The organism is Chryseobacterium sp. YIM B08800 (genome assembly GCF_026163565.1).
GTDB lineage: Bacteria > Bacteroidota > Bacteroidia > Flavobacteriales > Weeksellaceae > Chryseobacterium.
The window spans coordinates 25,006-50,954 of record NZ_JAPDKN010000028.1 but is presented as its reverse complement, the minus strand read 5'-3'; the positions used below and the strand labels follow the sequence as shown (position 1 = coordinate 50,954).

Sequence of the window (25,949 nt, the reverse complement as noted above, 5' to 3'; positions counted from 1 at the left end):
TTTTTTTCCTGAAACATTCGCGCTTTATGGTTTCCCGTAAAAAAATACAAGAATGCCACTGTAGTTTTGAAGAAAATTAGAACACTGAAATTCTTGTTTTAGAATAAAGAAAAAAAAACAATATTATAAATACCAACCATGAGTAAAAATTCTTTAGGAGCATCAGATCTATTTTTAGGCGTGCTCGCAATATTATTAATCAGCGTGAGCTTTTATCAAACCTGGGTCGGGCTTGAACAGATCTTCGGCAACGCATCATTCGTAATAGCACTCGTACTTTCTTTGCTATTATTATTCCTCTGCTGGATGCTTCGTGCCGCAAAACTTGAAGGTAAATCTACCGGAAGCTTGGTAGGAATTTACATATTCATTGCATCGTTTTGTTTTATTGCCAATTTCAACGCATTATACACAAGATTTATGCGTACAGACATTTATACCACTGAATTAAAAACGATTAATGAAGATTTTAATACGCTGGAAAACAATATTGAAGCTAAATTAAATTATAAATACCCGAAAGAAACCACAAGAAATATTGAGATTAAGAAAAAACAATTAATGGCTCAAATTATTGATCCTGCAAATCAGGGAATCGGCTCAAGAGCGCAATCATTAATCAGAGATATTGAAAAAATGACCGGGCAAAAAGTAGATTTATTAACTCCGATTGGAAATGATTATGAAGATTTAGCGCAAAGAATGGGAAGCCAAATCGACAATATGGTGATGGATTTGTCACCGGACGAAAGAAATCTGAAATCTGACATCAACAACTCTGTTCTGAAATGGAATAAAAGAATACAAGAGTTCTTATTGTTGCCTAAAAAAGAGAAAGATCTTTTAGCACAAGCGCTTATAGACAATGCCTTAACAGATTATAACAAACTTGGCAACCGAGGAAGTAATGTTTTAGGAGAAGAAAAATTTAAATTCGAACCTTTACTTTCTAAAACGCAAGACGTTGGAAAAATAGGTTATGCGTTTGAGCACGCAATTAAAAACTTCGGAATGTATCAGTTTGTTGTTTTGGCGGGATGTATTTTGTTAGATTTTGTGATTGTAATTATTATTTTATTGGTGACAAGTCCGGATAGCAGAACCAATAACAGCGTTTTAGGAAACAGAAAAAAAGGCAAAACATTAATCCCAAATAAATAATTACCATGATGAATAATGACAAACCTTTTTCTTTCGATAACTATGATTATGATAACGATTTTAAAAAATTCGATGATTTTACAGAGTCTCAAAACGAGATTGTAACGAATGAAAACATTTACACGCATCCTGAAATAGAAGACAACGGTTTTGTTCCCACTTCAAATGGAAGTACAACCACTGTGAAAAATAAAGACAGTAATTTCGTTTTCTTTTACGGAACATCTGCTTCAGGGAAATCTGTTATTTTATCGGCAATTTTGTATTATTTAAACTCTTATGCCGGAGTTTTAAGACCCAAATTGGGAAGTCCGAATTCCAGGGAAGCGCAAATTTTATTGGCTGATTTTTTTGAAAATATAAAAAAGGGCATTCTTCCCAACAGAAGTACGAGAGATCAGGTGACAAGATTAGATTTTGTATTTGACCCGAATAATCAATCGAAAAAAGTTCCTTCCATTAATATTTCATTTTTGGAAACAGCAGGAGAAAATCATAACGAAATTTCAAGAGGCGGAAGATATCATGCAGATATTGAAGCGTATTTAAACTCAGATATTCCGCTAAACTTTCTGATTGTAACAAGCTATGACAAAGCGCACAATGAGGATTCTAAAATCGTAGAGTTTTTAGATTATCTGGAAAAAAAGGGGAAAAATCTAAAAAATGTAAACGTACTTCTTGTGATTTCTAAATGGGATAAATCTGGAAATACGGGCGTAGATAACGAGCAACATCTTGAAAATTTCATCAGTGAAAGATTGAGTATGACCAATAACAGAATTGATACTTACAACCTCAGCAAAACCTATTTTACAATAGGAACCGTGCAAAATCAGGCCGGAATTGAAAAAATAACACTCCTGAATCTGGAGTCAGCAGAAGTCATTGCAAAGTGGCTCTATCACAATATTGTTGGTTACAATTTGGATTACGAAGGTACTTTCTGGGAAAAAATAAAATTTAGCTTTTCAAAATAAATGAAAAATATAAATGTCTTTGGTTATGCAACATTTGGGACACCGAATGGTTTTACACAATCCTGTATTTATGGAAACAAAAATTTAGAAAAAGCTCTAAAAACTTTCGATTTAAAAACAGATGCTATACAATTATTATCTCCCAATGACCGTATTTATTCGATTAGAAAAGAAGGTATTGCCGATAAGTTTTTGATCTCTTATTCTGTTTATACCTATGCAAAAGAAAAAAATTCTAACAGAACAGGTACTTTTATCGGAACAAGCTTGATTTTTTCTGATGAAATAGCCGATGAAAATTTGATATTAAACTCGTTGCACCAGATTCACCAGAAATTAAAAAACAATAGTGTAAGCAATAATGTTTTAAATATTAATCATTCAAAAGAGTTTAATCTCACCAATGTTTTTGATCAGGATTTTGAAAAAATTAAATACAACAGCAGAAAAATAGGTTTTATAGACTGGCAAAGTTCAGATAAAAACTTGGTTATTTTCACCAATAAATTAGACAATAATTCTATCCAGAATCTATTTAAAAAAGCTTTGGAAATTTTACCAAAATACGAGACTCTGTTTTTTATTGACAGTAAAGAAATCGCTGAATTTGTGTCTCAAAAAAGGCTTTTCAGATTAATTGACATCAATATTTTAGAAGAAGAAATTCAAAATTTTCAAAATGAAATAAAGCAGCAGTTGATCAATACCATTTCAAAGCTGAAACAGAAAAGTAAAAAAATTGAAGATGAGGGAAGAACAGAATATGAAAATTTAAAAAAGCAAATTGAGCAAGACGAAAAAACACATTTAGAAAACGGTAAAAAAATTGAGAAAGCAGACAAAAATTTAGCTGATTTAAATAGCTTATACGCAAATTTTTTACGCAAATTCAATGAATTTATTTCTGCTTTGGAATCTGGAAAACAGCTTGAAGAGGTTAATAATTCTATAAAACAGATTGAGAAAGAGTTTTATGACGAAAAGAAAAAGTTAGATCATCCAAACCAAATTTCATCTTTAACCAATAATCGAAATACGAGTTCTTTTCCGTTACAAAGACCGTCTTTGTCAGAATTTTCTCATCATACCGAAGAAAAGCAAAATAAAAATGTAGTTTTTCTCATTATTTCTTTTGTTTTGAATCTTTTATTGATAGGTGCATTGGTGTTTTTCACAATGTTTTACGAGAAAGAAAAGAAGCAGGAAGTAATTCCAGACGTTTCTCCCGTATCTCAAGAAACAGTTACAGATGAAGTTTCAGAAAAAGACAGCTTATGGAAAAGCAAGCTTAATCCTTTGCCTAATAAAATGGCTTTGAATGCAGAGAACAAAAACCTTGATTTGAATAAACTTACGGACACCACAACACATGTTGACGAGATTGTAAATTTAATTTTTGAAAAAAATAAGATAATCAAGGATGTTTATCAATTTCAAAAGGACGATTATGCAGATGATTTAATTAAAGAAAATATTGATGCATTCGATTCAAAAAAGATTTTAATAAGGAAAGATTTATTACTAAAAATACCATTCTACTTAAAACCTTCTGATAAAAATGTATCCGAAATAAATACTTATCAGAGCGCAGATCATTGAAAATAAAATTTCAATAACCATACTTTTTACTCTCAGTTTGCCAATATCCTGAGAGTAAGTGTTTTAAAAATGGATAAAATAAATTAATGGAATACATCCCATTTGAATAGATTTTTTTATCATTTCTTTTGATACTTTTGCAGCAAAAAAGATACTTAAGCTTTTTTGTACTGTTCTTAAAAAAATGATTTATAAAACTTTTCTTCTCTTCCTTTTTCCAATTATAATCTTTTCGCAAAACAAATCTTACAAAGTAATCGGGGTAAAAGACGGTGATACTGTGGAGATATTAATAGATGGAAAACCACAAACTGTGAGACTTTCGAATATTGATTGTCCTGAAAAAAAACAACCGTTCGGAAAAAATGCAAAACAGTTTGCATCAGATCTGTGCTTTGGAAAAAAAGTTAAACTTTCTACAGGCTGGAAAAAAGATCGCAATAAAAGATTGCTTGCCGAAATTATATTATCAAACGGAAAAAATCTTAATAAAGAGCTTGTAAAAAATGGTTTTGCTTGGCATTACAAAAAATATTCTAAAGACAACAGCTATGATGATCTGGAAAAGCAGGCAAGAAAGCTGAAATTAGGATTATGGAATGACAAAAACCCGACCGCGCCTTGGGAATGGAGGAAATCACGAAAAAAATCCTCACAACAATCCTTCTCTTCTACTTCTAAAATTAAATAACATAAAGAATTCCGGCTCTTCGAGCCGGAATTCTAATATTTCATCTACAAAATTATACTTTTATTTCCTAAACGATTATTTCAATATTCTTTAAAAAATCATCTGAAAAACTGGTCAATACATCTCTTTAACTGCAAATCTCCAAAACCATAAACAGGATATTTTTGATTAAATATTTTGAAAATTTCTTCGAAACTTTCTGCTGTTTTTTGAATATCTTTTATCTGATTTTCCAAAGTTCCGTTAAACCTATTTTCGTTTGCAGTAATCAGTTCTTCAAGGTTTTTTACAATTTCAGATGAGTTCCCTTTCGATAAATTATTCTTTTGGAAATCTGCCCAAAGATTTGAAATTAATTTTCTTTCGGTATCATTAATTTCTTTTGCCGAATCAAATAGTTCCAGTAAATCGTTTTCATCACTTTCTGCAAATCCTTTTTCTATGTCTTTTGGGAAAACTCTAAAAATCTTTGTTTTACCTAAATTCAAGTTCGAAATTAAAAACCAAAAATTCACCTGACAAAACAAGTCGTCTTCAAACCAGAAAAATACAGCAGAATCCTCAGGAATATTTTGCATTTTCTGAAATTCCTTTACAACCAATTCATCATAGTCGCTTTCTGAATCGTAATTTTCTTTTATAAATTTTTTACGATTTTCAAAGAATTTATTGTCCGAAACAGGTCCATCAATTAAAACTTCACGCCAGATAATACTTTCACCTTCCAAATTTTTTGGAAATTTTTCGGCTAAACAATCGCCATTCAAAATGTGAAAAGTTTTCATCTGTTAAAAAGCTTAAGAATTAAGAAACTCTTCCAAAGAAACCGTTTTCTGTTCTCCTGCTTCTAAGTTTTTAAAAGTAACGGTATTATTTTTTAGCTCTTCTTCACCTAAGAAAACAAGGTTTTTAATTCCTTTCTTTTCAGCGTAAGTGAATTGCTTATTGATTTTTGCGCTTTCAGGATAAAGTTCTGCAGAAATTCCTTTTTCTCTTAATTGGATGATTAATCTTAAAGCGTCCGAAGTTTCTTCTCCACCAAAGTTGGCAAACAGATATTCTACATTTGAAGTAGCTTCTTCAGGGAAAAGATTTAACTCTTCCATTACCAGATAAATTCTATCTAAGCCAAAAGAAATTCCAATTCCGGGAACATTTTTTACACCAAAAACTTCAGTAAGGTTGTCATATCTTCCACCACCACCGATAGAACCCATTTGCGCTTCATCTGCTTTCACTTCAAAAATTGCTCCGGTGTAATAATCTAAACCACGCGCCAAAGTAATATCAAAAACAAGATTCTGAATATCTACACCCAAATTTAGAGATTGAGTAATCACAAATTCTAGTTCTTCAACACCTTTCAAACCAACTTCATTTCCTACAAATTTTTCTTTCAACTGAAGAAGATTCTCCAAAGCATCATTCGACTGATTGAAAAGGAAATCTAATTTATCAATCGATTCCTGAGAAATATTTCTTTCTAAAAGTTCCTTCACTACTCCATCCTTCCCGATTTTGTCTAACTTATCTAAAGCAACGGTGAAATCGATCAGTTTATCTGTAATTCCCGCATATTCTGCCAAACCTGAAAGAATCTTTCTGTTGTTGATATGAATCGTAACCGAAACTTTTAACTGAGCAAAAGATTTTAAATACAATTGCACCAGATCAACTTCCTGCCACAAACTTTCACTTCCTACAACATCGGCATCACACTGATAAAATTCTCTGAATCTTCCTTTTTGCGGGCGATCTGCTCTCCAAACCGGTTGAATTTGGTAACGTTTGTACGGAAATGTTAATTTCCCATGATTCATGGCAACGAATCTCGCGAAAGGTACCGTTAAATCATAACGAAGAGCTTTATCTGTAAGACTTTCTGCGCTAAATGGTTTATCTAAAGCTTTCTGAAAATCGGTCAACATCTGAGTTTTCTTTTCTTCTTTAGCTTCGTTGATGCTTGAATTTAAAATTTTAAAAATCAAACGGTCTCCTTCTTCACCATATTTCCCGGTCAATGTTGAAAGATTCTCAAAACTAGGAGTTTCCAAAGGCTGAAATCCAAATAATTCGAAATTCTTTTGTAATATATTGATGATGTATTTTCTTCTTGAAACTTCCAGCGATGTAAAATCTCTCGTTCCTTTTGCTAAGCTTGGCTTCATATTTATGAGTAATGAATAATAAGTAATCAGTAATTGATTGCAAAAATAAGGAATTGAAAGGACTTTTAAACTCATAAAAAAGCCGCAGATTTTATTTCTCCGGCCTTCATTTCATCATTTGTGTTTTAGGGTATTCATTTTACACGCTTTCCAGGATTTCTAAAATCTCTTCACCATAGTTTTCAATCTTATGTTTTCCGAAGCCTTTGATGTCGAGTAGCTCTTCTTTTTTTGCAGGTTTATACTTAGCAACAGACACGAGTTCTTTATTGGTTGCAATAAAATACGTCGGAAGATTTTGTTCTCTTGCTTTCTCGGAACGCCACAGTTTCAGGGCATCCAGAATTTTTATTTCGTCATTATTCAGAACTTCGTCTTCCGCTGAATATTTTACAGCTTTAGAATCTTTTACACTCGTTTTATTAACTGTAGATTCTACATCATTAAAATACAGTACAACTGACCAAAACTGTTCGTCGTGCACAAATGCCGTTTCAGTTTTAATAATTTCATGATTTTCAAGAAAATGATCAAATATTTTTTGGTCTTCACGCAGAAATTCATCTGCAATTCTGATTTTTAAAACTTTTATTTTCATTATTTGTGATTTTAAAGTTTAGCAATTATTTGATTTTCCGTTTTAATCCTACAACTATTTTAACGCAAAGTGCACAAAGTTTTCTTTACAACTCACTGTTTTAAGCTCGCAAAGGCATAAACTCAGCAAAGAGCTCAAAGTAGTTTATCGTAAAAAAGTGTAGGTTGAAAACGAATATTATTTACTTCCTAAAAGCAGAAGTTCATCTACTCTGATTTCGGTAATATATCTTTTCACGCCGTCTTTATCGTCATACGATCTGTACGTTAATTTCCCTTCAATAGCAATCTCTTTTCCTTTTGGAACATATTTCTGAAAAATCTCAGCAGTTTTCCCAAAAGCAACCAGATTGTGCCATTGTGTTTCTTCTACTTTCTCACCTTTTGCATTGGTGTAATGATCATTTGTAGCCAGTGAAACTGAAATTTTCATCCCTCCGTTTTCGAAGTTTACTGTTTCTACTTCTTTTCCTGTGAAACCTATTAAGGTTACTTTGTTTCTTAGTGACATAACTTTATATTTTAAGATTAGCAATTTAGATAAGAGACGTTCACTTGTTTTCTCAAATCTCTGTTGCAAAGATTCATCAGATTGCAAAAATTAGTCGGTAATAAACTGTTTAAATTCGTTTGTAGTCGTTTGAAAACGGATAAACAATTAACTATCACCACTTAAAACACATTTATTTAAAATTGCATAAATTTGAATGTCAACAGAAATAATTATAAACCAACAGCAAACAAATGAAGAACTAACATCACTTGAATTTGAAAACATTATTTTGATTACCTAATTTAAACACATTATGAAAAAAATATTTACAATTCTAGTTCTGGTTATTTCCCTAGCCGTATTTTCACAAAGCAAAAAAGAATATTTAAGACAAAACCGGTTCGATCTTGAGAAAACTAATTTTAAATTTCCACAAACAAGTTTTAATATAATTGGTTTTGGAGCTTATCATGGAGGAGCTAAAACTTATGAAGCCGAATTAGCCATTATTCAAAGTCTAAAAAAACAAAATGCTCTTGATTATTATATTCCTGAAACCAATTTTAGTCAAGCTTTTTTCTTTCAACAATACTTAGAAACAGGAAATGAAGACTTGTTGAAAGAGTTGGTTTTAGCTTTTCAAACAATTGTAAAGCAGGAAGGAACAATCGAAACCTTTAAACATTGGAAAAATCTAAGATTACTAAATCAATCATATAAAGACAGCCCAATAAAAGTAATTGGTTTTGATATTATCAACGAATATCGGTTTCCAATAAAACATATTTTATATTTAGCTGAAAATATTTCCAACTGGAAATTGAAAGACAAACTAAAAATAAAGCTATCAAAAAAAAATGCAGATTTTAATGTTCAAAATAAAGAAATAACTCAACTTTTAGAAAAATTTATTACAGATTATAAAGCGAATAAAAATCTTTATGCTCCGCAAATTAAGGACACCATAAGTTTTCATCATATACTTAAAAACATTGCTTACAATTTTGACAAAAAAAGAGACCGTGAAAAAATAATTTTTGACAATTATCTTTACTTAAAAAATATATACCATCTCGAAACCAAAAAACAATTTGCTAAATATGGATTTTTTCATATCGAAAAAGAACGAGAAGAAAATTATCCTTCATTTTTCACAAGATTGATAAAACAGAATATATATAATCGAAATAAGGTAATCACCATTATCGGGTATTTAACGAAAAGTGAGGTTCTTTGGGATAAAATTTATGACAAACAAGGAAATTATCAATCCTACACAACCGAAAAAGGTTACGGGATTGGAGATTATTGGAAAGAATATTTTAAGGGTATTCAATATCTGAAGAAAACGAAACTATCTGATGTAACACTTTATAAATTAAATAAAGAAAATTCGCCTTACAATTTTGGAACAGACCTGATTGAAGTAAAACTTTTTCTAAAAAAAAGTAACGGCAAAGAATTGAAAGGAAAATCTACTACAAATTTTATTGATTATGCCGTTTTGATAAGTAACTCGAAAAATCAAATTCCTATCGAAGAAATAAAGTAGTCGGTTTTATCAAATTTATTTAATCACAAACTCCCTCCTAAAATTAGAATGCTGCGTTGCCGTAAAATAATCACAAAAAACCTGATAGACTGCAGAATCAGTATGGCTTGCTTTTATTCCTAATTGAATGTAAATCTGCAAAATCTTTTGGGATAAATCGTTAACTAAATCTGAAGAATAATCGTGAATTTCAAATTGCTTTTCTTGGTTTATACATTGAAATTCGTTTAATAAACTTTTAATTTCATTGGCAAAATCAATCACTTTTACCATCGCATCTTCTATTTTTTTATCGAAAAAATTTAAATCAAGATGAGGTCTAATTTTAATCGCTTCTTCGGCAAAATGAGAAGCCATTCCGAGATAATTGACCAACAAGGTCAAATCTGCAAAAATTCTGAACGGAACTTTATCTAAAACATCATCCGTAAAAAACTCATCATATATAAAACTATAATCTTCAGAAACTTTTATATTATCAACTTTAAAAGAATACGTTCCGGTTGCTTTCATTCCCATCGATTTCCAATTTGGAATAATTTCAACCTGATTTTTAGAAATAACAAAAGATCTGATGAGTTCATTTCCCGATTCATCAAGCAAAGAAATTCCGTTGTCGGTAAGCTTTGCATTCAATGTAAAATGGCTTAAATGAGGAGCACCCGTTGCAAAATGCCAAAGTCCGTTAATCAAAAAAGTTCCGTCGTTTTGTTTTTCGGCTGTTCCGCCAATCATCCCGCTTCCGCCAAAACAGGTTTTTGAATTGGAAAAAAGTTCTTTAGCTATATTGGGGTTTAAGTTTCTCGAGAAAAAATTAGCTCCTGAACATAAAGTGAGCATCCAGCCTAAACTTCCATCGATTTTTGACCAATCAAAAAGGATTTGCAAACCTTGATTTAAACGACATCCTAATCCATCATACCTTTTCGGAACCCAAATCTGAAGCAATCTTTCATGATAAATCTGATCAATGATTGATTGTGGAACTTCAGAAGCTCCATACATTTTTTCTCTTATTTCTTTAGGTGTAAACATACCTTCTATCTATCTCTGAATAATTAAACAGATTAATTTCTTTAATCTAAATGGAACTTTATAATTCTTATTTTGTCAACGCAAAGTTTTACTTCTGTATGTTTATTATTTAAGGGGCAAAGAATAATCAATAAAATTGATTTTAAGCGTATGTTTTCAAGCTTCATCAGCAACGAAGGTGTTATCTTTGCTCCTTTATAATATGTATTTTTAATATAAAACTTTGCGTTTAACTACTTCTCGCTGATTTAACAGATCAAGCAGATAATCTCGATTCGTTTAAGCATTTTAATTAAACAACAACCGGTTTAGATCTAATACTTTTCCTCCATTCCAAATAACCAGAAATTGCGACGATGAACAAGAAAGCCGTCAAAACTGCATACAAATAAAGGCCTTTATGAATCAACAAGGGGATTGCAATAATGTTGCTGATATTGAGTAAGATCCAGTTTTCAATTTTTCTACGAGCCATTAACCACATTCCTGCCCATGCAAAAGCACTGACCAAAGAATCCAAGATCGGAACATCAGAATCTGTAAAATTTGTCAGGAAAAAATAAAAAATACTAAAGGTTCCAATCACAATTCCTGCAGTACTTAATTTTTCATTATTGGTCGTTTCAGAAATTGTTGTTTCAGATCTTCTTTTTCCAAACTTCCAATACAGCCATCCATAAATACTCATTACCAGATAGTAAAGATTAAGCGTAAACTCTGCGTAGAGTTTAGATTGTATCATCACATAAAGCGTTAGTGAAATCCCCGCAATACCAAAAAGATAATTATTTGAATTATTTTTTCTTGCCAATAAAACCTGAAATACTGAAAAGAAGACACCAAGCCATTCTTGCCATGTTGTCTGTTGTAAAATGTCCTGCATCAAATTAACTTATATAAATTAAATGATGAGATGATAAATCAAAAAATCCCTACGTCGGCATTATCCGAATCAGGTGTGGAAAATTTTCCCGGGTATCATCTCAGCCGCAATTTGCAGCACCCCATTGATGGAGCAAAATTGAGGCTTATTTTTGAAAATAAAAAATTAAAACAGAAATAATTGTCTCGCTGATTCTGCAAATTTGCAGATGAAAAATATTTAATTAACCTAAATACAGATTAGCAACAGCTATGAACTTCTAATTTTTAATTCGTCGCTTGTTTAACGCAAAGTTTGATTTTCTCAAATCTCATTTTTAAGAAGCAAAGATGAATCAATAAATTGATTTTTATTAAGCTCTCGTTGCATTAAAGCTTCATCAGCGACTTTGTCGCAATTCTTTGCTCCTTAAAATAATAAGTTTAAAAATTAAAATCTTTGCGTAAAAGGTTTTGTTGAATTTCTCACTCTTAACTCAGGTCAATTACATAAATCTCAGAAATTAAAAGGAAAACTTGAAATAGGTTCCACTAAATACAAAAGATAACATTTAAAGAAATTCAATCAATCTATTTTCATACCCGTTTGCAAACGGATATTTTGTACCTTTAAATCTCAAATAAATTTATTGTGAAAAAAAACTTCAAAAGAACGCTCAGAGTTTCAAAATATGTCATTTATAAAGAAACTCTTGTTGATTATAAAGAGCATTTCTGGTCTTTTCTGGGTGCGTTTTTCGGGATTGGACTGATTGCTTTTCTGCAGTCTCAATATCTATTTAAACAAGAAAGCATTTTTTTAATCGGCTCATTCGGAGCTTCTTGTGTATTGATTTATGGAGCCATTCAAAGTCCATTGGCTCAACCAAGAAATCTTGTTGGCGGACATGTAATTTCAGCATTGATCGGTGTTACCGTTTTTAAAATTGTTCCTGATATTATCTGGCTTTCTGCACCGCTTGCTGTTGCTTTTTCAATTGTTGCCATGCAATACACCAAAACGCTTCATCCACCCGGTGGAGCAACAGCTTTAATTGCAGTAAGTTCTACGGGTAAAATTCCTGAACTGGGATATTGGTATGCGGTTTCTCCGGTTCTTTCTGGCTGCTTAATTTTACTTTTAGTGGCTTTCGTTTTTAATAATATGACCAAACACAGAAGCTATCCCAACAGTACAAAATGGAAGCAACTTTTACATAAAAGACACAGACACAATTTGAAAAATTAAAAAGTATGGAATGTATAGAATGCGGCGAAAAAATCATTGGAAGATCTGATAAAAAATTCTGCAATGATGCCTGTAGAAATGCTTACAACAATAAGCAAAATAAAGATTCGAGCAACCTGATGCGGAATGTGAATAATAAGCTCCGTAAAAACTACCGCATTCTGAATGAAATCAATATCGAAGGGAAAACCAAAATTCCGAAATCTAAACTTGATGGCTTAGGTTTTGATTTTAATTATTTCACCAATATAAAAGTGTATAAAAACGGTTCGGAATACAAGTTTATTTACGATCACGGCTATAAAATTCTTGAAGAAGATTACGTTTTAATTGTAAAAAATTAGTTTGATACTTGATAAAAAATTCAAAATATAATTTTAACCGCAAAAGTATCAAAAGAAATGATTGAAAAAGAGAAATTCAAAAGTTTCAAAAATGTAAAATTTTAATTTATTTTTGTTTTGTTAGCTTTTGAATAGCTTATTCCATCATAAAATCTTTTGTTGCTTTTGTGGTTAAAAAAATCAGGTATTAAAAAAATAATCTAAAAAAAGAGATGAAAGAAATTGTATTAATTACCGGTGCAAGCGGAACCATTGCAAGAGTGCTTTCAAAAAAACTGGAAAATCAATATTCAATACGTTTTTTAACCCGCAAGAAAGAAGCTGAAAACGAATTTGAATGGGATCTTGAAAACCAGATTATTGAGGAAAACGCTTTTGAAAATGTAAGCCACATCATTCATCTTGCAGGAGCCAATATTTCTGAAAAACGCTGGACTGAAGACCGAAAAAAAGAATTGATTTCGAGTCGTGTAGATTCTGCTAAATTGATTTTAAATACACTTAAGAAGAAAAATTTAAAGTTAAAATCATTCATTTCAGCTTCCGGAATTAATTTTTACGGAACAAAAACTACAGATAAAATTTTCACTGAAAACGATGCTCCCGGAAATGACTTTCTAAGTGAAGTTGTTGTGGTTTGGGAAAAAGCTGCTGATGAATTTAAAGAGCAAAATATCGCAGAACGAGTGGTAAAAATAAGAACAGCTGTTGTTCTTTCTAAAAATGAAGGCGCTTTGGCAAAAATGATGACTCCAATAAAATTCGGAATTGGGTCGCCACTTGGAAGCGGAAAACAATATATGTCGTGGATTCATATTGATGATATTTGCAGGATGTATGAGTTTGCTTTAAAAAATCTTGAAATTGAAGGCTCTTATAATGCTTCAGCACCACAACATACAACGAATGAAAACTTAACAAAACTAATTGCGAAGGTTTTAAACAAACCCTTGTTGATGCCGAATGTTCCGTCATTTATTTTAAAATTGATATTTGGTGAATTGGCAGACGCTTTGCTGGAAGGTTCTAGAGCTTCATCAGAGAAAATAGAGAAAGCTGGTTTTGAATTCCAATTTCCTGATTTGAAAATGGCTTTGGAAGATTTACTGAAAAAATAATGCCGTGATTAATTTTTTAAACGCAAAGGACGCAAAGATTTATTAATTACTAACTGTTTTTAAGTTCGCAAAACAAAGTTTCGCCGATTCAAATAAAAAATTAATTATATAATTGAGGCAAAGGCGTTTCACTTGACAAAGAACACAGAGTTTTTTAATAAAAACTATCATTAAAATAAAAAGATATACAATATAGAATGCAAGAGACGAATGTAAGTATCGAGAAAACAGAGATTTTATCAGATAATTGGTACACTTTAAAGAAGGTAACCTTCAATATAAAAAAAGAAAATGGGCAAACCGAAATTCAAAGCAGAGAAGCTTATGACAGAGGAAACGGAGCCGTTATTTTACTGTACAATACGCATACTAAAAATGTAATTTTAACGAGACAGTTCCGCCTTCCGACTTACATCAACGGAAATCTGGACGGAATGTTGATTGAAGCTTGTGCCGGACTTTTAGACAACGATAATCCCGAAGATTGTATTAAAAGAGAAACTGAAGAAGAAACCGGTTATAAAATTTCGAAAGTAGAAAAAATATTCGAAGCTTATATGTCGCCCGGTTCGGTTACAGAAATTCTGCATTTTTTTATTGCCGAATATTCTGATGATATGAAAATAAACGAAGGTGGCGGATTGGAAGAGGAAGGCGAAAACATCGAAGTATTGCAACTTCAGTTTGAAGAAACTCTTTCTATGATCGACAAGGGCGAAATAAAAGATGCCAAAACCATTATGCTTTTACAGCATCTTCGTCTGAAAAATATTTTGTAAATAGTTTTTTAGTTGATAGTTGATGGATTAAAATCAATGTATTAAAAAATGAAATTTGCATAGTTTTAAGATTTTAATTAAACAAAAACATAAAATATTATGAAATTTATATTCACAATTGGTCTTTCACTATTGCTTTCTTCTAATTTTTTTGCCCAGAAAAATGATAAGTTAAGTACGAAAGATGCTGCCATCGTTGAGCATTTTAAAACCGATTATAAAAAGAAAAATTATAAAAAATTTGCAGGAAAAATTCTTGTAAAAGATAATCTGATACAGTTTGATGATAAGACAGTTTATTATGACAAATCCGATAAAATCACAGGTACAATTCTGAAAGAAGGTTTGATTTATCCGCAACTTTTAACCGATTATCAAATGCAGAAGTTTCTAGATGAGTCAACTGATAAAACACAGAAAAGGTTTTTGAAACTTCAGAAAGATCCAAAAGCTTCTTTTGATGTGAATAATATCAAGCTGAGCAACACTTCTGAGTTGGCTTTTTTTAATTCAAACATAAAAACAAAGAGATTTAAAGTTTCACTAAAAGACATCCGGTTAAACACAACCTCAACCTATCTTTTTGAATTGATGAATGATAAAGCTACAAAAGACATTTCTTTGGAAGAATTTATTAAAGGGGCAAAACTGACGTATATTGATACTGAATAGATCAAACAAATTGTAAAAAATGAAACAAAAATTTATTTTAATCATTTTATTTTTAAGTTTTAATTTATTTTCAAGTCAAGAAAAGTTCGATTATTTTGATATCCCTTTAGAAATGAAGAGTAGAGAAAGTTATGGAAATGTAAAATGTGACAGTTTATATTACACAAAAGACATTGACGGCGAATCAATTGATCAAGCTATAGAAATTTTAACGAAAACAAATAAGTTCGAAAAAGATCATGGTAAGAAGAATTACTTTTCTATTTCTAGATCTGAGCGGGAATATCTTATTTCAGAATTGAATAAGTTAAAAACTTTTATGTGGAATGATCATTTGTTTCCAAATTCTAAAGCTTTATATTTTAAAGAGTTAAACATCAATCGTAATTTGAAGCAAGATTTCCCAACCAAAGAACAAAAATTGATGTGTTCTATTGTTTATAGTTTTTCGAAACCGATTTATTTTAGAAATAATAAATATGCACTAGTTTTTTATGCTGAAACTTATGAAGATTATCAGTCGATAAACTTCAATATTTATGATGTAAATTCAGTTAGAATTCCTACAGAAGAACTCGCTTCGATTTATCACACGAATCGTAATTTGAAATAATTTATGTTAAAAAAAACATTTGGTTCAGCAGATTTATGTTTTATCGCAGAAACCAATATTGAGGATGTTTTAGAAGAACTAAAACAGAAAAATATAGAGATCATCAAAGAAATTATAGAAAGAACTGGAGCAACCGGAAAGATTAAATCGGTTTATTTCAGAGATCCTGATTTGAATTTGATAGAGGTGAGTAATTATTATTGAAGTAATTAATGAATAGCGAATTTTATTATATTTTTACAAAAAGGTTATAAATCAAATGACTCCAATAGAAAAATATCTTGAACATTTAGACAACATATTTCAACAAGAACCTGAATTTTATAATAATGAAAGCTTAATTGAAGGAATGAAAGGTGTAACATCAATTGTTTACAGAAATATTCCGGAAAAAGGATTCATAACAGCCATAACTTATGGTCTTTCATTAGTTGTCCATCCAGATTGGAAATTTAGCAGACCTGAATTATGTATCTCTGTGGAATCTGAAAATCTTGATTGGGGAATTGTAGCAGGATTTATTGCCAATCAGCTTAGAGGAAAATCTCCTTTTTGTTATGGAGAAACTATCGATTTTGGAGAACAGATTAGTGAAGATTCTGAAATGGATGCATTTTTAATATTTGCACCAAGCACTTTGCAAAAAGAAGATTATTTGGACATCGATATTGGTACGGATTATAAAATAAATATTGCAGGACTCTATCCTATCTATTCCGAAGAAATTACCATTTATGATGAAATTGGACTTAAAGAATTTTGGTTTCACCCACAATTTGACAACTATAGTGTTACAAGAAAAAGGATAACAAATAAGGTATGATAACTATAATTTCAAATTATTTTTCCCTTCTTTTAAATACTCACCCCATAAATATTCTTCACTTCCGCCATCACAAAAGTACTGTGTGTACTTCCGATAGAATCTACGCTTCCTAATTTATTAAAAACAAAATCCTGATAATGCTTCATATCTCTTACCTGAACCTTCAGTAAGAAATCAAAATCGCCGGAAATATTATAACATTCTGCCACCTCATCGATCTGTAGAATATCTTCCACAAATTGGTTTCCTACAGAACGGTCATGAATTTTGAGTTTAATTTGGCAAAAAACAGTAAATCCACGATTCAGCTTTTCAGCTTCCAAAACGGCTGCATAATGCTTAATATATCCTTCCTGTTCCAGTCTTTTCATCCGTTCAAAAACAGGCGATGCTGAAAGATTTACTTCTTTAGCCAACTCTTTTACGGTCAGTTTTGCATTTTTTTGGAGGATCCTTAGTAGCTGTAGATCCTTTTCGTCGAGTCTTTCCACAGAATAATATTCTTTTTGGGGTTACAATTTTCAAATTTAAAGAATAAAATTCTTTTATAATCACAATAAAAAGAACAATACCCTTTATTTTCAAATTAAAACCAATCAATTAACTTTAATCCTATCTTTACCAAAGAAATTGTTCTTTCACATACTTCATCAAACGGAAAAGGTTTTACTTAAGGTAAATTAATAGGGAATCGTGTGAGAATCACGAGCTGTCGCGCAACTGTAAGTAACACACCAAAAGTTTTTGTCCGAGAATATCCACTGTGAAAACGGGAAGGATGACAAAAACTGTTACAAGTCAGGAGACCTGCCTGTTCCGAATGATCAATGCTCTCGCGAATTGGAGTTTTTAGGTCTACAGATGATACTTTTGAATGTAATTTTGGTTTAAAATTCTAACTTTTTTAATTTTTAAACGCAAAGATTTTTTGTTATGACTTCTTAATTTTTAAGGAGCAAAGAGTTGCGACTTTGTCGCTGATGAAGCTTATGTTTATGCAGGAGCTTACTCAAATCAATGAAATTGATAAAATCTTTGCCTCTTTACATGTTTTCAAGTTTAAATTAAAACTTTGCGTCAAAAAAGAATCAACATTAAGAATTTTAAGTTTAAGAAATGAGTTTTTAAGGTAGTTTGATTTTCAAATTATTAAGCAGGATGCTTAAAACATTTTTAATGTTTTCTTAATTAATCTTAACTGCTTAAACTTTCTTAATGGTTAAATTTTAAATTCTTAATAAGAAAATTACATATTCACCGTATCTACTCTACTCCACAAAACTTTTTCTAAGAGAGCATTTCGAAGCATCTGAAGAACTTTTAAAATCATTATTTAATTTAAAAGTTTTTAAGAAATGCAAACACATCTTCTTGGCTATCCGCGAATTGGTAGCAACAGAGAACTCAAAAAAGCCTGCGAGCAATATTGGTCAGGCAAAATTGTTTTAGACGAATTATTAGAGGTCGGAAAAACCATCACTCAAAGCAACTGGAAACTACAACAGGAAGCAGGAATTGACCTTATTCCTTGCAACGATTTTTCGTATTACGATCAGGTTTTAGATATGACCTTAACGGTTGGAGCGATTCCGGAACGTTATCAGGAAATTGCTTTCAAAAAATCTGAAATCGATCTTTATTTTGCGATGGCAAGAGGTTTTCAGAAAGATGGATTGGATATTACCGCAATGGAAATGACGAAATGGTTTGACACCAATTACCATTACATCGTTCCTGAATTTCAGAAAGATCAGGAGTTTAAATTATTCTCCAATAAAATCATCAAAGAATTCATCAGCGCAAAACAGGCAGGAATTAATGCCAAACCTGTGATTATCGGTTTGTTGACCTATTTATTACTAGGAAAAGAGAAAGAAGAAGGTTTTGATAAATTAGATCTAGCTCAAAATTTGCTTCCGGTTTATATTCAGATTTTAAAAGAACTTGAAAATCATGGTGCGGAATATATTCAGTTTGATGAGCCGTTTTTAGCTTTAGATCTAAATGAAAAAACGAAAGAAACGTATCAGTTTATTTATACTGAAATCAGAAAAGAATTTCCGAAACTTAAATTCATTGTTGCGACTTATTTTGAAGGGTTAAAAGACAACCTTATGTTGGCAACTACCCTTCCGATCGATGTTTTGCATATTGATTTGGTTCGTTGTCCTGAACAATTGGATGAAGTTTTAAATACAATTCCGGAAACTTTAAGTCTATCTTTAGGAATCGTTGACGGAAGAAATATCTGGAAAAATGATCTCAACCAGTCTTTAAGTTTTATTAAAAAAGCTGTTGAAAAAATTGGTTCAGAAAGAATTTTCATCGCTCCGTCTTGTTCACTACTCCACTCTCCTTTCGACCTTGATTCAGAGAAAAACGAAGACATTTTATCTCCTGAGATCAAGCAATGGCTGGCTTTTTCTAAACAGAAAGTCTATGAGATTGTTCATTTAAAAAAATTAGCTTCAGAAAATCCGGATTACAATGCTTTACAGGCTTTAGCTGAAAATAAAAAAGCAATTGAGAACCGTAAAACGTCAACCTTAATTCACAATCAGGATGTGAAAAACCGTATTGATGTAACATCGGAAGAAGATGCACAAAGAAATTCGCCATTTACTATAAGAAAAGAAACGCAGCAGGAAGTGTTGCGACTTCCTTTGTTTCCGACAACTACAATCGGTTCATTTCCGCAGACGAAAGAAGTGAGAAACTGGCGTTCAAAATTCAAAAAAGGAGAATTGAATGCCGAACAATACGATACTTTATTGAAACAGGAAACCGAAAGAACGATTCGTTGGCAGGAAGAAATTGGGATCGATGTTTTAGTTCACGGAGAGTTTGAACGAAACGATATGGTAGAATATTTCGGCGAACAGTTGGCCGGATTTGCGTTTACTCAAAACGGATGGGTTCAAAGTTACGGAAGCCGTTGTGTGAAACCTCCGGTAATTTTTGGAGATGTTCACAGACCGAATCCTATGACGGTTTATTGGTCGGAATATGCGCAATCTTTAACTCAAAAATGGGTAAAAGGAATGTTGACAGGACCTGTAACGATTCTTCAATGGTCTTTTGTTCGTGACGACCAGCCTCGTTCAACGACTTGTAAACAAATTGCTTTGGCGATCCGTGATGAGGTAAATGATTTGGAAAAAGCGGGAATCAGAATTATACAGATCGATGAACCTGCAATTCGTGAAGGTCTTCCGTTGAGAAGATCTGATTGGCAAAATTATCTGAAATGGGCAGTTGAAGCCTTTAGAATTTCGGCAAGCAGTGTGGAAGATGCCACGCAAATTCATACGCATATGTGTTATTCTGAATTTAATGACATCATCCAAAATATCGCCGATATGGATGCCGATGTGATCACAATTGAATGTTCCAGAAGCCAGATGGAATTGTTGAATGCTTTTGCAGATTTCAAATATCCGAATGAGATCGGACCGGGAGTTTATGATATTCACTCGCCGAGAGTTCCTTCGAAAGAGGAAATGGTAGAATTGCTGAAAAAAGCACAAGCCGTAATCCCTGCACAGCAACTTTGGGTGAATCCAGATTGTGGTTTGAAAACCCGTCATTGGGATGAAACGGAAAAGGCACTGATCGCAATGGTGAAGGCTTCGAGGGAAATGAGTGAGGAGTTTGCTTTGGAGACGCTTTAATTTATGAATGTTTATTTTTAAAGGAGCCTTTTGGGGCTCCTGTTTTAATATATCAATAAATATTTTTAAATTAGAAAATAAAAACTAATGTCATCATTAACCGAATATAAATTTGAAAATATTTATGATTTTACTGCAATTATTGAATCACATATAGATATAAATTGGCCTTTGTGGAATTATCCTATAAAACAGTTTGAAGATTCTTCATGTAACTTTAGAAAAACTACATTATTTCATTTATATGCGGTGAATATATTATATAATCATTTCAATAGAGATTTTAAAAAAAATGAAGATTATTATCAAGAAGAAGATGTTATTGAATCATGGTATGAGCTTTTTGACGCATATGAAATTTATGTTCCTGTATATAAATTTAAAGAAAGTTATACTATTTACAAATGGTTTTTAAATAGGAAAAAAGAATTTTCGTTACTCTTTCATTACTTAGCCGAAGAATCGTTTTATATTACATTTAATAATAGAAATTTAATGTTGAAGTTTAATTATTTGATGAAACAAATAATTACTGATAATATTGATACTTTTAATATAAAGAATAAAACAAAAAAAGGAACAATAAAAAGGACAAACATACCTGAATGGGTAAAAAAAGCAGTCTTTCATAGAGATAAGGGGAGGTGTGTATATTGCAATACTGATTTAACTATGATTTTTAATACTTTAGTAAATAAGAACTATGATCATATGGTTCCCCTTGATTTATATGGGAGCAATGATCCATGTAATATTCAATTGAGTTGTGAAACATGTAATAAAACCAAAAGTAATACTCATCATTCAACTTCTAAAAATTATCTTACTTGGTGGTAAATTTAGAACCTAAATTAAAATATTATAAAATGACTGTCGAAGAATTCGTAAAAAACTTCTACCAAGAAAAACAAAATATTCTCCATTCAACTTTTGATATTCAATCAGAACATAGAACTCTTGTTTCAACTAAAATTAAAGAATTAAATCTTAATGATATTGAAACTGAAAAATTTAAAAAAATCATTTCTTATCTTTTAGATGATACCTTTTATACAATTTTGCTTGGTTTAGATGGTTCGGCAAGTATTGGAGATTCACAAGAATCCCTTAAAATTTATGATGAAGAAGACAATCTAATTTCTGAAGGTGGAGATTTAGAAGGTTATGCTTATGAATATTTTCATGAGAATAAATTAGAAACTGAAAATTCAAAATGTGATTTTATAGCTCAAATTCATTTTAAAAAAGAAAATGAAGGAGGGAGAAAAAATTATGTAAAAAGTGATTATAGATGTCAATTGGTTTTCAACTTTGATAATTACAAAACTTCCGCTCGTCAAATTTATATTGGGACAGATTATGCTTTCCCTGGAGATATGGTAAATGCAGAAATCGACATCCTATCTCAAGCATATTTTCACGCAAAATTAAAAGCAGGAATGGGTTTTTAAGCTATATGAAAATTTACAAATAATTGGTACTGGAAAAATTATTAAAATTGTTAATGAAAAGCTAATCAAAGTTTAATTTAGTATTATTAAATTTTCTCAAATCTTAATTTAAACATATCTTTTTAATATCAAACAAATTAATAATCAAAAACTTACGGTTTTCTCAATTTAAATCCTTAATTTTGCACCCCGAAATAAGGATTGTACGTTATGAAAAAAATAGGTGATTACAGAAAACTTCTTGAGGTAGACAATACCGCTACTTTGAAAGATTTGAAAACAATTTACAGAAATGTGATGAAAGATACGCATCCTGATAAATTCGTGAATGATGAAGAAGGGAAACTGGCTGCAGAAGAAAAAAGCAAATCTGTGATTGAGGCCTATCATTTTTTGGTAAGCATCAACCCTGAAACGCAGGAAAAATACAAAGAAGAATACACAGAAACGATTACCACTTCAATCATTACTGATTTTTATTTGGAGAAATCTATTCTAAAAGTTCAGCACTTGAATGGTAAAATGTTTGAATACATTGGTGTTCCAAGAAATACCTATATTAAAATGGTGAATGCAGATTCGCCAAGCCGCTTTGCAAGAAGACATATCTATGGAAATTTTATCTTTAGAAAGTCTGGTGAAGTGATGGCAGACTAATGCTCCGCATGAAAAATGAATGATAAAGCTTTCGGTTTTCCGGAAGTTTTTTTTATTTAAACACAAATCACACAAATTATTTTTCACAAATAAACACAAATGATACAACACAAACATCTGCAATCTGCAAAATCCGCAAGATATATTTTAAGATTGCTTCTTCACTTTGCTCATCGCAATGACAAAAAAAGCGCATCAATAAATTGATACGCTTTTAGGTTAATTAAAGATTGTTATATTAGTCTACGTGTTTCGGAGTAAATCCGTCTTCACTTAGTTCTCTATGTTCGTAATCGGCTTTCATTTCAGCTTCGTAGTCTGGCTTTTCATGTTTACCCATTCTTCTTAAAATTGAGTCGAATAGTGAATATACTACCGGTACAATAATCAAAGTAAGGAATAATGATGAAGTCAAACCACCAATGATTACCCAAGCTAATCCATTGTTCATCTCCGCTCCTGCTCCTTTTGCAATCGCAATCGGGATCATACCGAAGATCATCGCAATAGTTGTCATCAAGATCGGACGAAGACGGGCGTGGTTTGCCTGAATCAAAGCGTCATGAGTTGTTGCTCCAGCCGCTTTTCTCATATTGGCAAAATCGACAATCATAATCGCGTTTTTCGCTACCAAACCAATCAACATAATCATCCCTAACATCGTAAAGATATTTAATGAATTTCCGGTGATGGCCAAAATTACCATTACCCCGATCAATGCCAAAGGAATTGAAAACAATACCACAAACGGATATACAAACGAGTCATATAACGAAACCATTACAAGATATACCAATACAATAGCCGCTAATAGAGCAATTCCTAAAGTACCGAAACCTTCAGTCTGGTTTTCCATGTCACCACTCCAAATGTAAGTAACACCTGCAGGTTTTGTTTTTTCGTTGTCCATAAACTTCGCTGCCCATTCGTTGGCAACATCTCCTACAGGACGACCTACAACTTTAGATTTTACCTTTACAGAAGGTGCTTTATCTCTACGTTCTAGTAAACTTGGTCCTGAACCCATTTTCACTTCTGCAAACTGACTCAGTCTGATCTGTTCACCTTGAGGATTTGTAAACATCAAGTTTCTTACATCTTCAATAGATTGTCTGTTGGCATCTCCAAAACGGATGTTGATATCATATTCGTATTCTCCGGCTCTGAATTTTCCGTCTGTATTTCCACTGAATGCGGTCTGCATTGTTTGTCCTACACTTGAAAGATTTAAGCCTAAAGAAGCCATTTTATCTCTGTCGATATTCACCTGAACTTCCGGGTTTCCTGAGTCAGTTGATAATTCAGCATCTACAGAACCAGGAACTTTCTTAAGTAATTCTAGAATTCTGTTAGCTTCTTTATTTGCCGTTTCGTTATCTTGAGCTGTTACTACCATTTCGATTGGTGCATTGTCTGCTCCCATTAATCCGATTGGTGCTGTTTTAAACTCAACTCCTGTGAATTTTTCTTCTAAGGCTCTTTTAATTTTAGCAGATTTAATATCCGTACTTTCATTACGTTCAGATTTATCCACTAAGATTACCTGAATTTCTGACTGATACAAAGTTGCCTGCGCTCCACCGAAACCTGATGATTGCTGACCAACTGTTGTGATCATATCTACAACATCTTTATCTGCTCTAAGATATTTTTCAACCTCAAGAGTTATTTGATTGGTTTTTTCTACAGAAGCATCTTTTGGTAATTCCATCTGAACAAGGAATTGTCCTCTATCCATTTTAGGGAAGAATTCACCACCGATAAATCCGAATGCTACCAACATAAACGAAGCAATCAAAATAATGAAAGTGACAACCACCGTCATGATTCTTCTTAAAGTTGTTTTTAAAGCCCATTCTAAAATTCCTGTAATCCAGTGTGTAAATTTCTCCAATTGTTTTTCAAACCAAAGGATGAATTTTTCGAAAGGATTTTTACCTGTCAAATGAACCAATTTACCATATCTTGAAGATAACCAAGGAATGATGGTAAATGAAGCCAATAATGATAATAATGTCGCGATAACTACCGTTACACAGAACTGTGTTAAGATATCAGATACCAATCCTGAACTCATCGCAATCGGTAAGAATACCACCACGATTACCAAGGTAATTGCCGTTACAGTAAATCCAATTTCTGAAGCACCATCGTACGCTGCACGAATTCTGCTTTTCCCCATCTCCATGTGACGGTAAACGTTTTCCAAAACCACAATCGCATCATCCACAAGAATACCCACAACCAATGAAAGTCCAAGTAAACTCATCAAGTTTAGCGTATATCCCATCAAATACATTCCGATTACTGTAGCAATCAAAGACATCGGAATAGAAACCATTACGATAAATGCGTTTCTGATGTTGTGAAGGAACAATAGCATTACAATCGCTACAAGAATAATCGCTAAGAATAAATCGAAAATTACGTGATCGGCTGCATCAAGTGTAAAGTCTGTAGTATCATCTACAATCGTTACTTTGATTGCTTGAGTTTTGTAATTATCCTGAACTTGAGCAATAGTTTTCTGAACTAATTCTGAAACCGCTACTGCATTGGCATCAGATTGTTTTTTAACCTGAAGTAAAATCGTAGGATTCTGGTTGAATCTTGCCACTTTTTCAACATCTTTCTGAGTATCAAAAACCGTAGCAATATCTGAAAGACGAACCTGTGCTCCATCTTTATTAGAAACTACAAGGTTATTCATTTCAGTTACATCTCTGTACTTTCCGGAAAGTCTGATGGTAGATCTTGAAGTTCTTGTTTTCAAAGCTCCCGTTGGGAAATCTAAGTTGGAAGAAAGAATTGCCTGTTGTACGTCTCCAATAGAAAGACCATAACCCTGCAATTTCTTTTCATCTAAATTTACCTGAATTTCTCTCTCTTGTCCACCAACAAGATCAACCTGAGCAACTCCGTTTACACGGGAAAAAATAGGCTCAATTTTCTTATCTAAAAGATCGTATAATTCTTTATTATTCAGCTTATCACTGGTAATACTCATTGTCATGATCGGTAAATCATCTAATGAGAATTTTTGAAGTGAAGGCGGATCTGCATCTTCAGGAAGGTCTGCCAAAATAGCGTTTACCTTTCTCTGTGCATCATTCAAAGCATAGTTTACATCAGCACCCGTGTTCAACTGAACCATAATTACTGATAAACTTTCGTAAGATGAAGATTCTACCTTTTTTACGTTTTCCAAAGAACCTACGGCGTCTTCAATTTTTCTGGTCACCGAAGTTTCCACCTCAGAAGGCGAAGCTCCCGGATAAACCGTAGAAATCGTTACCATATTGGTTTCAAACTTCGGAATCAACTCGTACCCCATCATGGAGTAGCTTAATAAACCTCCCAACGTAAGGATCGTAAACAATACGATAACGAGGGACGGCCTTTTAATGGATATTTCTGCTAACTTCATCTGCT

Annotated in this window: 25 protein-coding genes and 2 riboswitches; of the genes, 17 read left to right on the top strand and 8 right to left on the bottom strand. The window is 32.1% G+C overall.

Annotated features, from left to right (window positions below; genetic code table 11):
* Nucleotides 1-138: 138 nt before the first annotated feature.
* From OEW74_RS11945 to OEW74_RS11930, 4 genes are all read left to right on the top strand, one after another.
* Complete coding sequence (locus OEW74_RS11945) at nucleotides 139-1,161, top strand: hypothetical protein (protein ID WP_265428706.1); 1,023 nt, start codon at nucleotides 139-141, stop codon at nucleotides 1,159-1,161.
* Between the two features lie 5 nt (nucleotides 1,162-1,166).
* Nucleotides 1,167-2,141: a hypothetical protein gene (locus tag OEW74_RS11940; protein ID WP_265428705.1), complete on the top strand. Its 975-nt coding sequence runs from the start codon at nucleotides 1,167-1,169 to the stop codon at nucleotides 2,139-2,141.
* Nucleotides 2,142-3,740 (top strand): hypothetical protein, encoded by a 1,599-nt coding sequence (locus OEW74_RS11935; RefSeq protein WP_265428704.1) that lies wholly within the window; start codon nucleotides 2,142-2,144, stop codon nucleotides 3,738-3,740. It abuts the gene before it with no gap.
* Nucleotides 3,741-3,924: 184 nt separating this feature from the next.
* Nucleotides 3,925-4,431 carry a thermonuclease family protein gene (locus OEW74_RS11930; protein WP_265428703.1) on the top strand — a complete coding sequence of 169 codons (507 nt, stop codon included), beginning with the start codon at nucleotides 3,925-3,927 and terminating at the stop codon, nucleotides 4,429-4,431.
* Nucleotides 4,432-4,529: 98 nt separating this feature from the next.
* On the opposite strand, the gene OEW74_RS11925 is transcribed toward OEW74_RS11930, so the two are convergent.
* The 4 genes from OEW74_RS11925 to OEW74_RS11910 all read right to left on the bottom strand — a co-directional run bounded on the left by OEW74_RS11925 (nucleotide 4,530) and on the right by OEW74_RS11910 (nucleotide 7,707).
* Nucleotides 4,530-5,216, bottom strand: coding sequence for a DUF1835 domain-containing protein (locus tag OEW74_RS11925; RefSeq protein WP_265428702.1), 687 nt, complete (start codon nucleotides 5,214-5,216; stop codon nucleotides 4,530-4,532).
* A 12-nt stretch (nucleotides 5,217-5,228) separates the two neighbouring features.
* Complete coding sequence (gene hisS / locus OEW74_RS11920; protein ID WP_265428739.1) at nucleotides 5,229-6,599, bottom strand: histidine--tRNA ligase; 1,371 nt, start codon at nucleotides 6,597-6,599, stop codon at nucleotides 5,229-5,231.
* 139 nt (nucleotides 6,600-6,738) lie between these two features.
* Complete coding sequence (locus OEW74_RS11915; RefSeq protein WP_265428701.1) at nucleotides 6,739-7,197, bottom strand: HRDC domain-containing protein; 459 nt, start codon at nucleotides 7,195-7,197, stop codon at nucleotides 6,739-6,741.
* A 177-nt stretch (nucleotides 7,198-7,374) separates the two neighbouring features.
* Entirely contained in the window at nucleotides 7,375-7,707 is a 333-nt protein-coding gene (locus tag OEW74_RS11910) for a single-stranded DNA-binding protein (RefSeq protein ID WP_074229183.1), read from the bottom strand.
* A 295-nt stretch (nucleotides 7,708-8,002) separates the two neighbouring features.
* On the opposite strand from OEW74_RS11910, the gene OEW74_RS11905 reads away from it, so the two are divergent.
* Complete coding sequence (locus OEW74_RS11905; protein WP_265428700.1) at nucleotides 8,003-9,241, top strand: hypothetical protein; 1,239 nt, start codon at nucleotides 8,003-8,005, stop codon at nucleotides 9,239-9,241.
* A gap of 15 nt (nucleotides 9,242-9,256) precedes the next feature.
* Here the strand turns inward: OEW74_RS11905 and OEW74_RS11900 are convergent, their stop codons facing one another.
* Complete coding sequence (locus OEW74_RS11900; protein WP_265428699.1) at nucleotides 9,257-10,276, bottom strand: hypothetical protein; 1,020 nt, start codon at nucleotides 10,274-10,276, stop codon at nucleotides 9,257-9,259.
* Between the two features lie 292 nt (nucleotides 10,277-10,568).
* Nucleotides 10,569-11,162 carry a nicotinamide riboside transporter PnuC gene (pnuC, locus tag OEW74_RS11895; protein WP_265428698.1) on the bottom strand — a complete coding sequence of 198 codons (594 nt, stop codon included), beginning with the start codon at nucleotides 11,160-11,162 and terminating at the stop codon, nucleotides 10,569-10,571.
* A gap of 26 nt (nucleotides 11,163-11,188) precedes the next feature.
* Nucleotides 11,189-11,293: riboswitch (TPP riboswitch) on the bottom strand.
* A 496-nt stretch (nucleotides 11,294-11,789) separates the two neighbouring features.
* Between pnuC and OEW74_RS11890 the strand changes: the two genes are divergently transcribed.
* The 8 genes from OEW74_RS11890 to OEW74_RS11855 all read left to right on the top strand — a co-directional run bounded on the left by OEW74_RS11890 (nucleotide 11,790) and on the right by OEW74_RS11855 (nucleotide 16,735).
* The gene (locus tag OEW74_RS11890; RefSeq protein ID WP_265428697.1) at nucleotides 11,790-12,386 is read left to right on the top strand and encodes an HPP family protein; all 597 of its coding nucleotides are present in this window, start codon (nucleotides 11,790-11,792) and stop codon (nucleotides 12,384-12,386) included.
* A gap of 5 nt (nucleotides 12,387-12,391) precedes the next feature.
* The gene (locus OEW74_RS11885; RefSeq protein WP_265428696.1) at nucleotides 12,392-12,730 is read left to right on the top strand and encodes a DUF2116 family Zn-ribbon domain-containing protein; all 339 of its coding nucleotides are present in this window, start codon (nucleotides 12,392-12,394) and stop codon (nucleotides 12,728-12,730) included.
* Nucleotides 12,731-12,942: 212 nt separating this feature from the next.
* Nucleotides 12,943-13,848, top strand: coding sequence for a TIGR01777 family oxidoreductase (locus tag OEW74_RS11880; RefSeq protein WP_265428695.1), 906 nt, complete (start codon nucleotides 12,943-12,945; stop codon nucleotides 13,846-13,848).
* 197 nt (nucleotides 13,849-14,045) lie between these two features.
* The gene (gene nudK / locus OEW74_RS11875) at nucleotides 14,046-14,627 is read left to right on the top strand and encodes a GDP-mannose pyrophosphatase NudK (protein WP_265428694.1); all 582 of its coding nucleotides are present in this window, start codon (nucleotides 14,046-14,048) and stop codon (nucleotides 14,625-14,627) included.
* A gap of 99 nt (nucleotides 14,628-14,726) precedes the next feature.
* On the top strand, nucleotides 14,727-15,299 hold the full coding sequence (locus tag OEW74_RS11870; protein WP_265428693.1) for a hypothetical protein: 573 nt from the start codon (nucleotides 14,727-14,729) through the stop codon (nucleotides 15,297-15,299).
* 19 nt (nucleotides 15,300-15,318) lie between these two features.
* Entirely contained in the window at nucleotides 15,319-15,912 is a 594-nt protein-coding gene (locus tag OEW74_RS11865) for a hypothetical protein (protein WP_265428692.1), read from the top strand.
* A 3-nt stretch (nucleotides 15,913-15,915) separates the two neighbouring features.
* Nucleotides 15,916-16,116: a hypothetical protein gene (locus OEW74_RS11860; protein WP_265428691.1), complete on the top strand. Its 201-nt coding sequence runs from the start codon at nucleotides 15,916-15,918 to the stop codon at nucleotides 16,114-16,116.
* A 55-nt stretch (nucleotides 16,117-16,171) separates the two neighbouring features.
* Nucleotides 16,172-16,735 carry a suppressor of fused domain protein gene (locus OEW74_RS11855; protein WP_265428690.1) on the top strand — a complete coding sequence of 188 codons (564 nt, stop codon included), beginning with the start codon at nucleotides 16,172-16,174 and terminating at the stop codon, nucleotides 16,733-16,735.
* A gap of 32 nt (nucleotides 16,736-16,767) precedes the next feature.
* Here the strand turns inward: OEW74_RS11855 and OEW74_RS11850 are convergent, their stop codons facing one another.
* Nucleotides 16,768-17,229: an Lrp/AsnC family transcriptional regulator gene (locus OEW74_RS11850; protein ID WP_074229194.1), complete on the bottom strand. Its 462-nt coding sequence runs from the start codon at nucleotides 17,227-17,229 to the stop codon at nucleotides 16,768-16,770.
* A gap of 153 nt (nucleotides 17,230-17,382) precedes the next feature.
* Nucleotides 17,383-17,568, top strand: a riboswitch (cobalamin riboswitch).
* A gap of 525 nt (nucleotides 17,569-18,093) precedes the next feature.
* On the opposite strand from OEW74_RS11850, the gene metE reads away from it, so the two are divergent.
* The 4 genes from metE to OEW74_RS11830 all read left to right on the top strand — a co-directional run bounded on the left by metE (nucleotide 18,094) and on the right by OEW74_RS11830 (nucleotide 22,517).
* Entirely contained in the window at nucleotides 18,094-20,409 is a 2,316-nt protein-coding gene (metE, locus tag OEW74_RS11845) for a 5-methyltetrahydropteroyltriglutamate--homocysteine S-methyltransferase (protein ID WP_265428689.1), read from the top strand.
* Nucleotides 20,410-20,496: 87 nt separating this feature from the next.
* Entirely contained in the window at nucleotides 20,497-21,246 is a 750-nt protein-coding gene (locus OEW74_RS11840; protein ID WP_265428688.1) for an HNH endonuclease, read from the top strand.
* A gap of 29 nt (nucleotides 21,247-21,275) precedes the next feature.
* Nucleotides 21,276-21,860: a hypothetical protein gene (locus OEW74_RS19635; RefSeq protein ID WP_322645557.1), complete on the top strand. Its 585-nt coding sequence runs from the start codon at nucleotides 21,276-21,278 to the stop codon at nucleotides 21,858-21,860.
* Nucleotides 21,861-22,070: 210 nt separating this feature from the next.
* Nucleotides 22,071-22,517 carry a KTSC domain-containing protein gene (locus tag OEW74_RS11830; protein WP_265428687.1) on the top strand — a complete coding sequence of 149 codons (447 nt, stop codon included), beginning with the start codon at nucleotides 22,071-22,073 and terminating at the stop codon, nucleotides 22,515-22,517.
* A gap of 238 nt (nucleotides 22,518-22,755) precedes the next feature.
* On the opposite strand, the gene OEW74_RS11825 is transcribed toward OEW74_RS11830, so the two are convergent.
* Nucleotides 22,756-25,944 (bottom strand): efflux RND transporter permease subunit, encoded by a 3,189-nt coding sequence (locus OEW74_RS11825; protein ID WP_265428686.1) that lies wholly within the window; start codon nucleotides 25,942-25,944, stop codon nucleotides 22,756-22,758.
* Nucleotides 25,945-25,949: the final 5 nt, after the last annotated feature.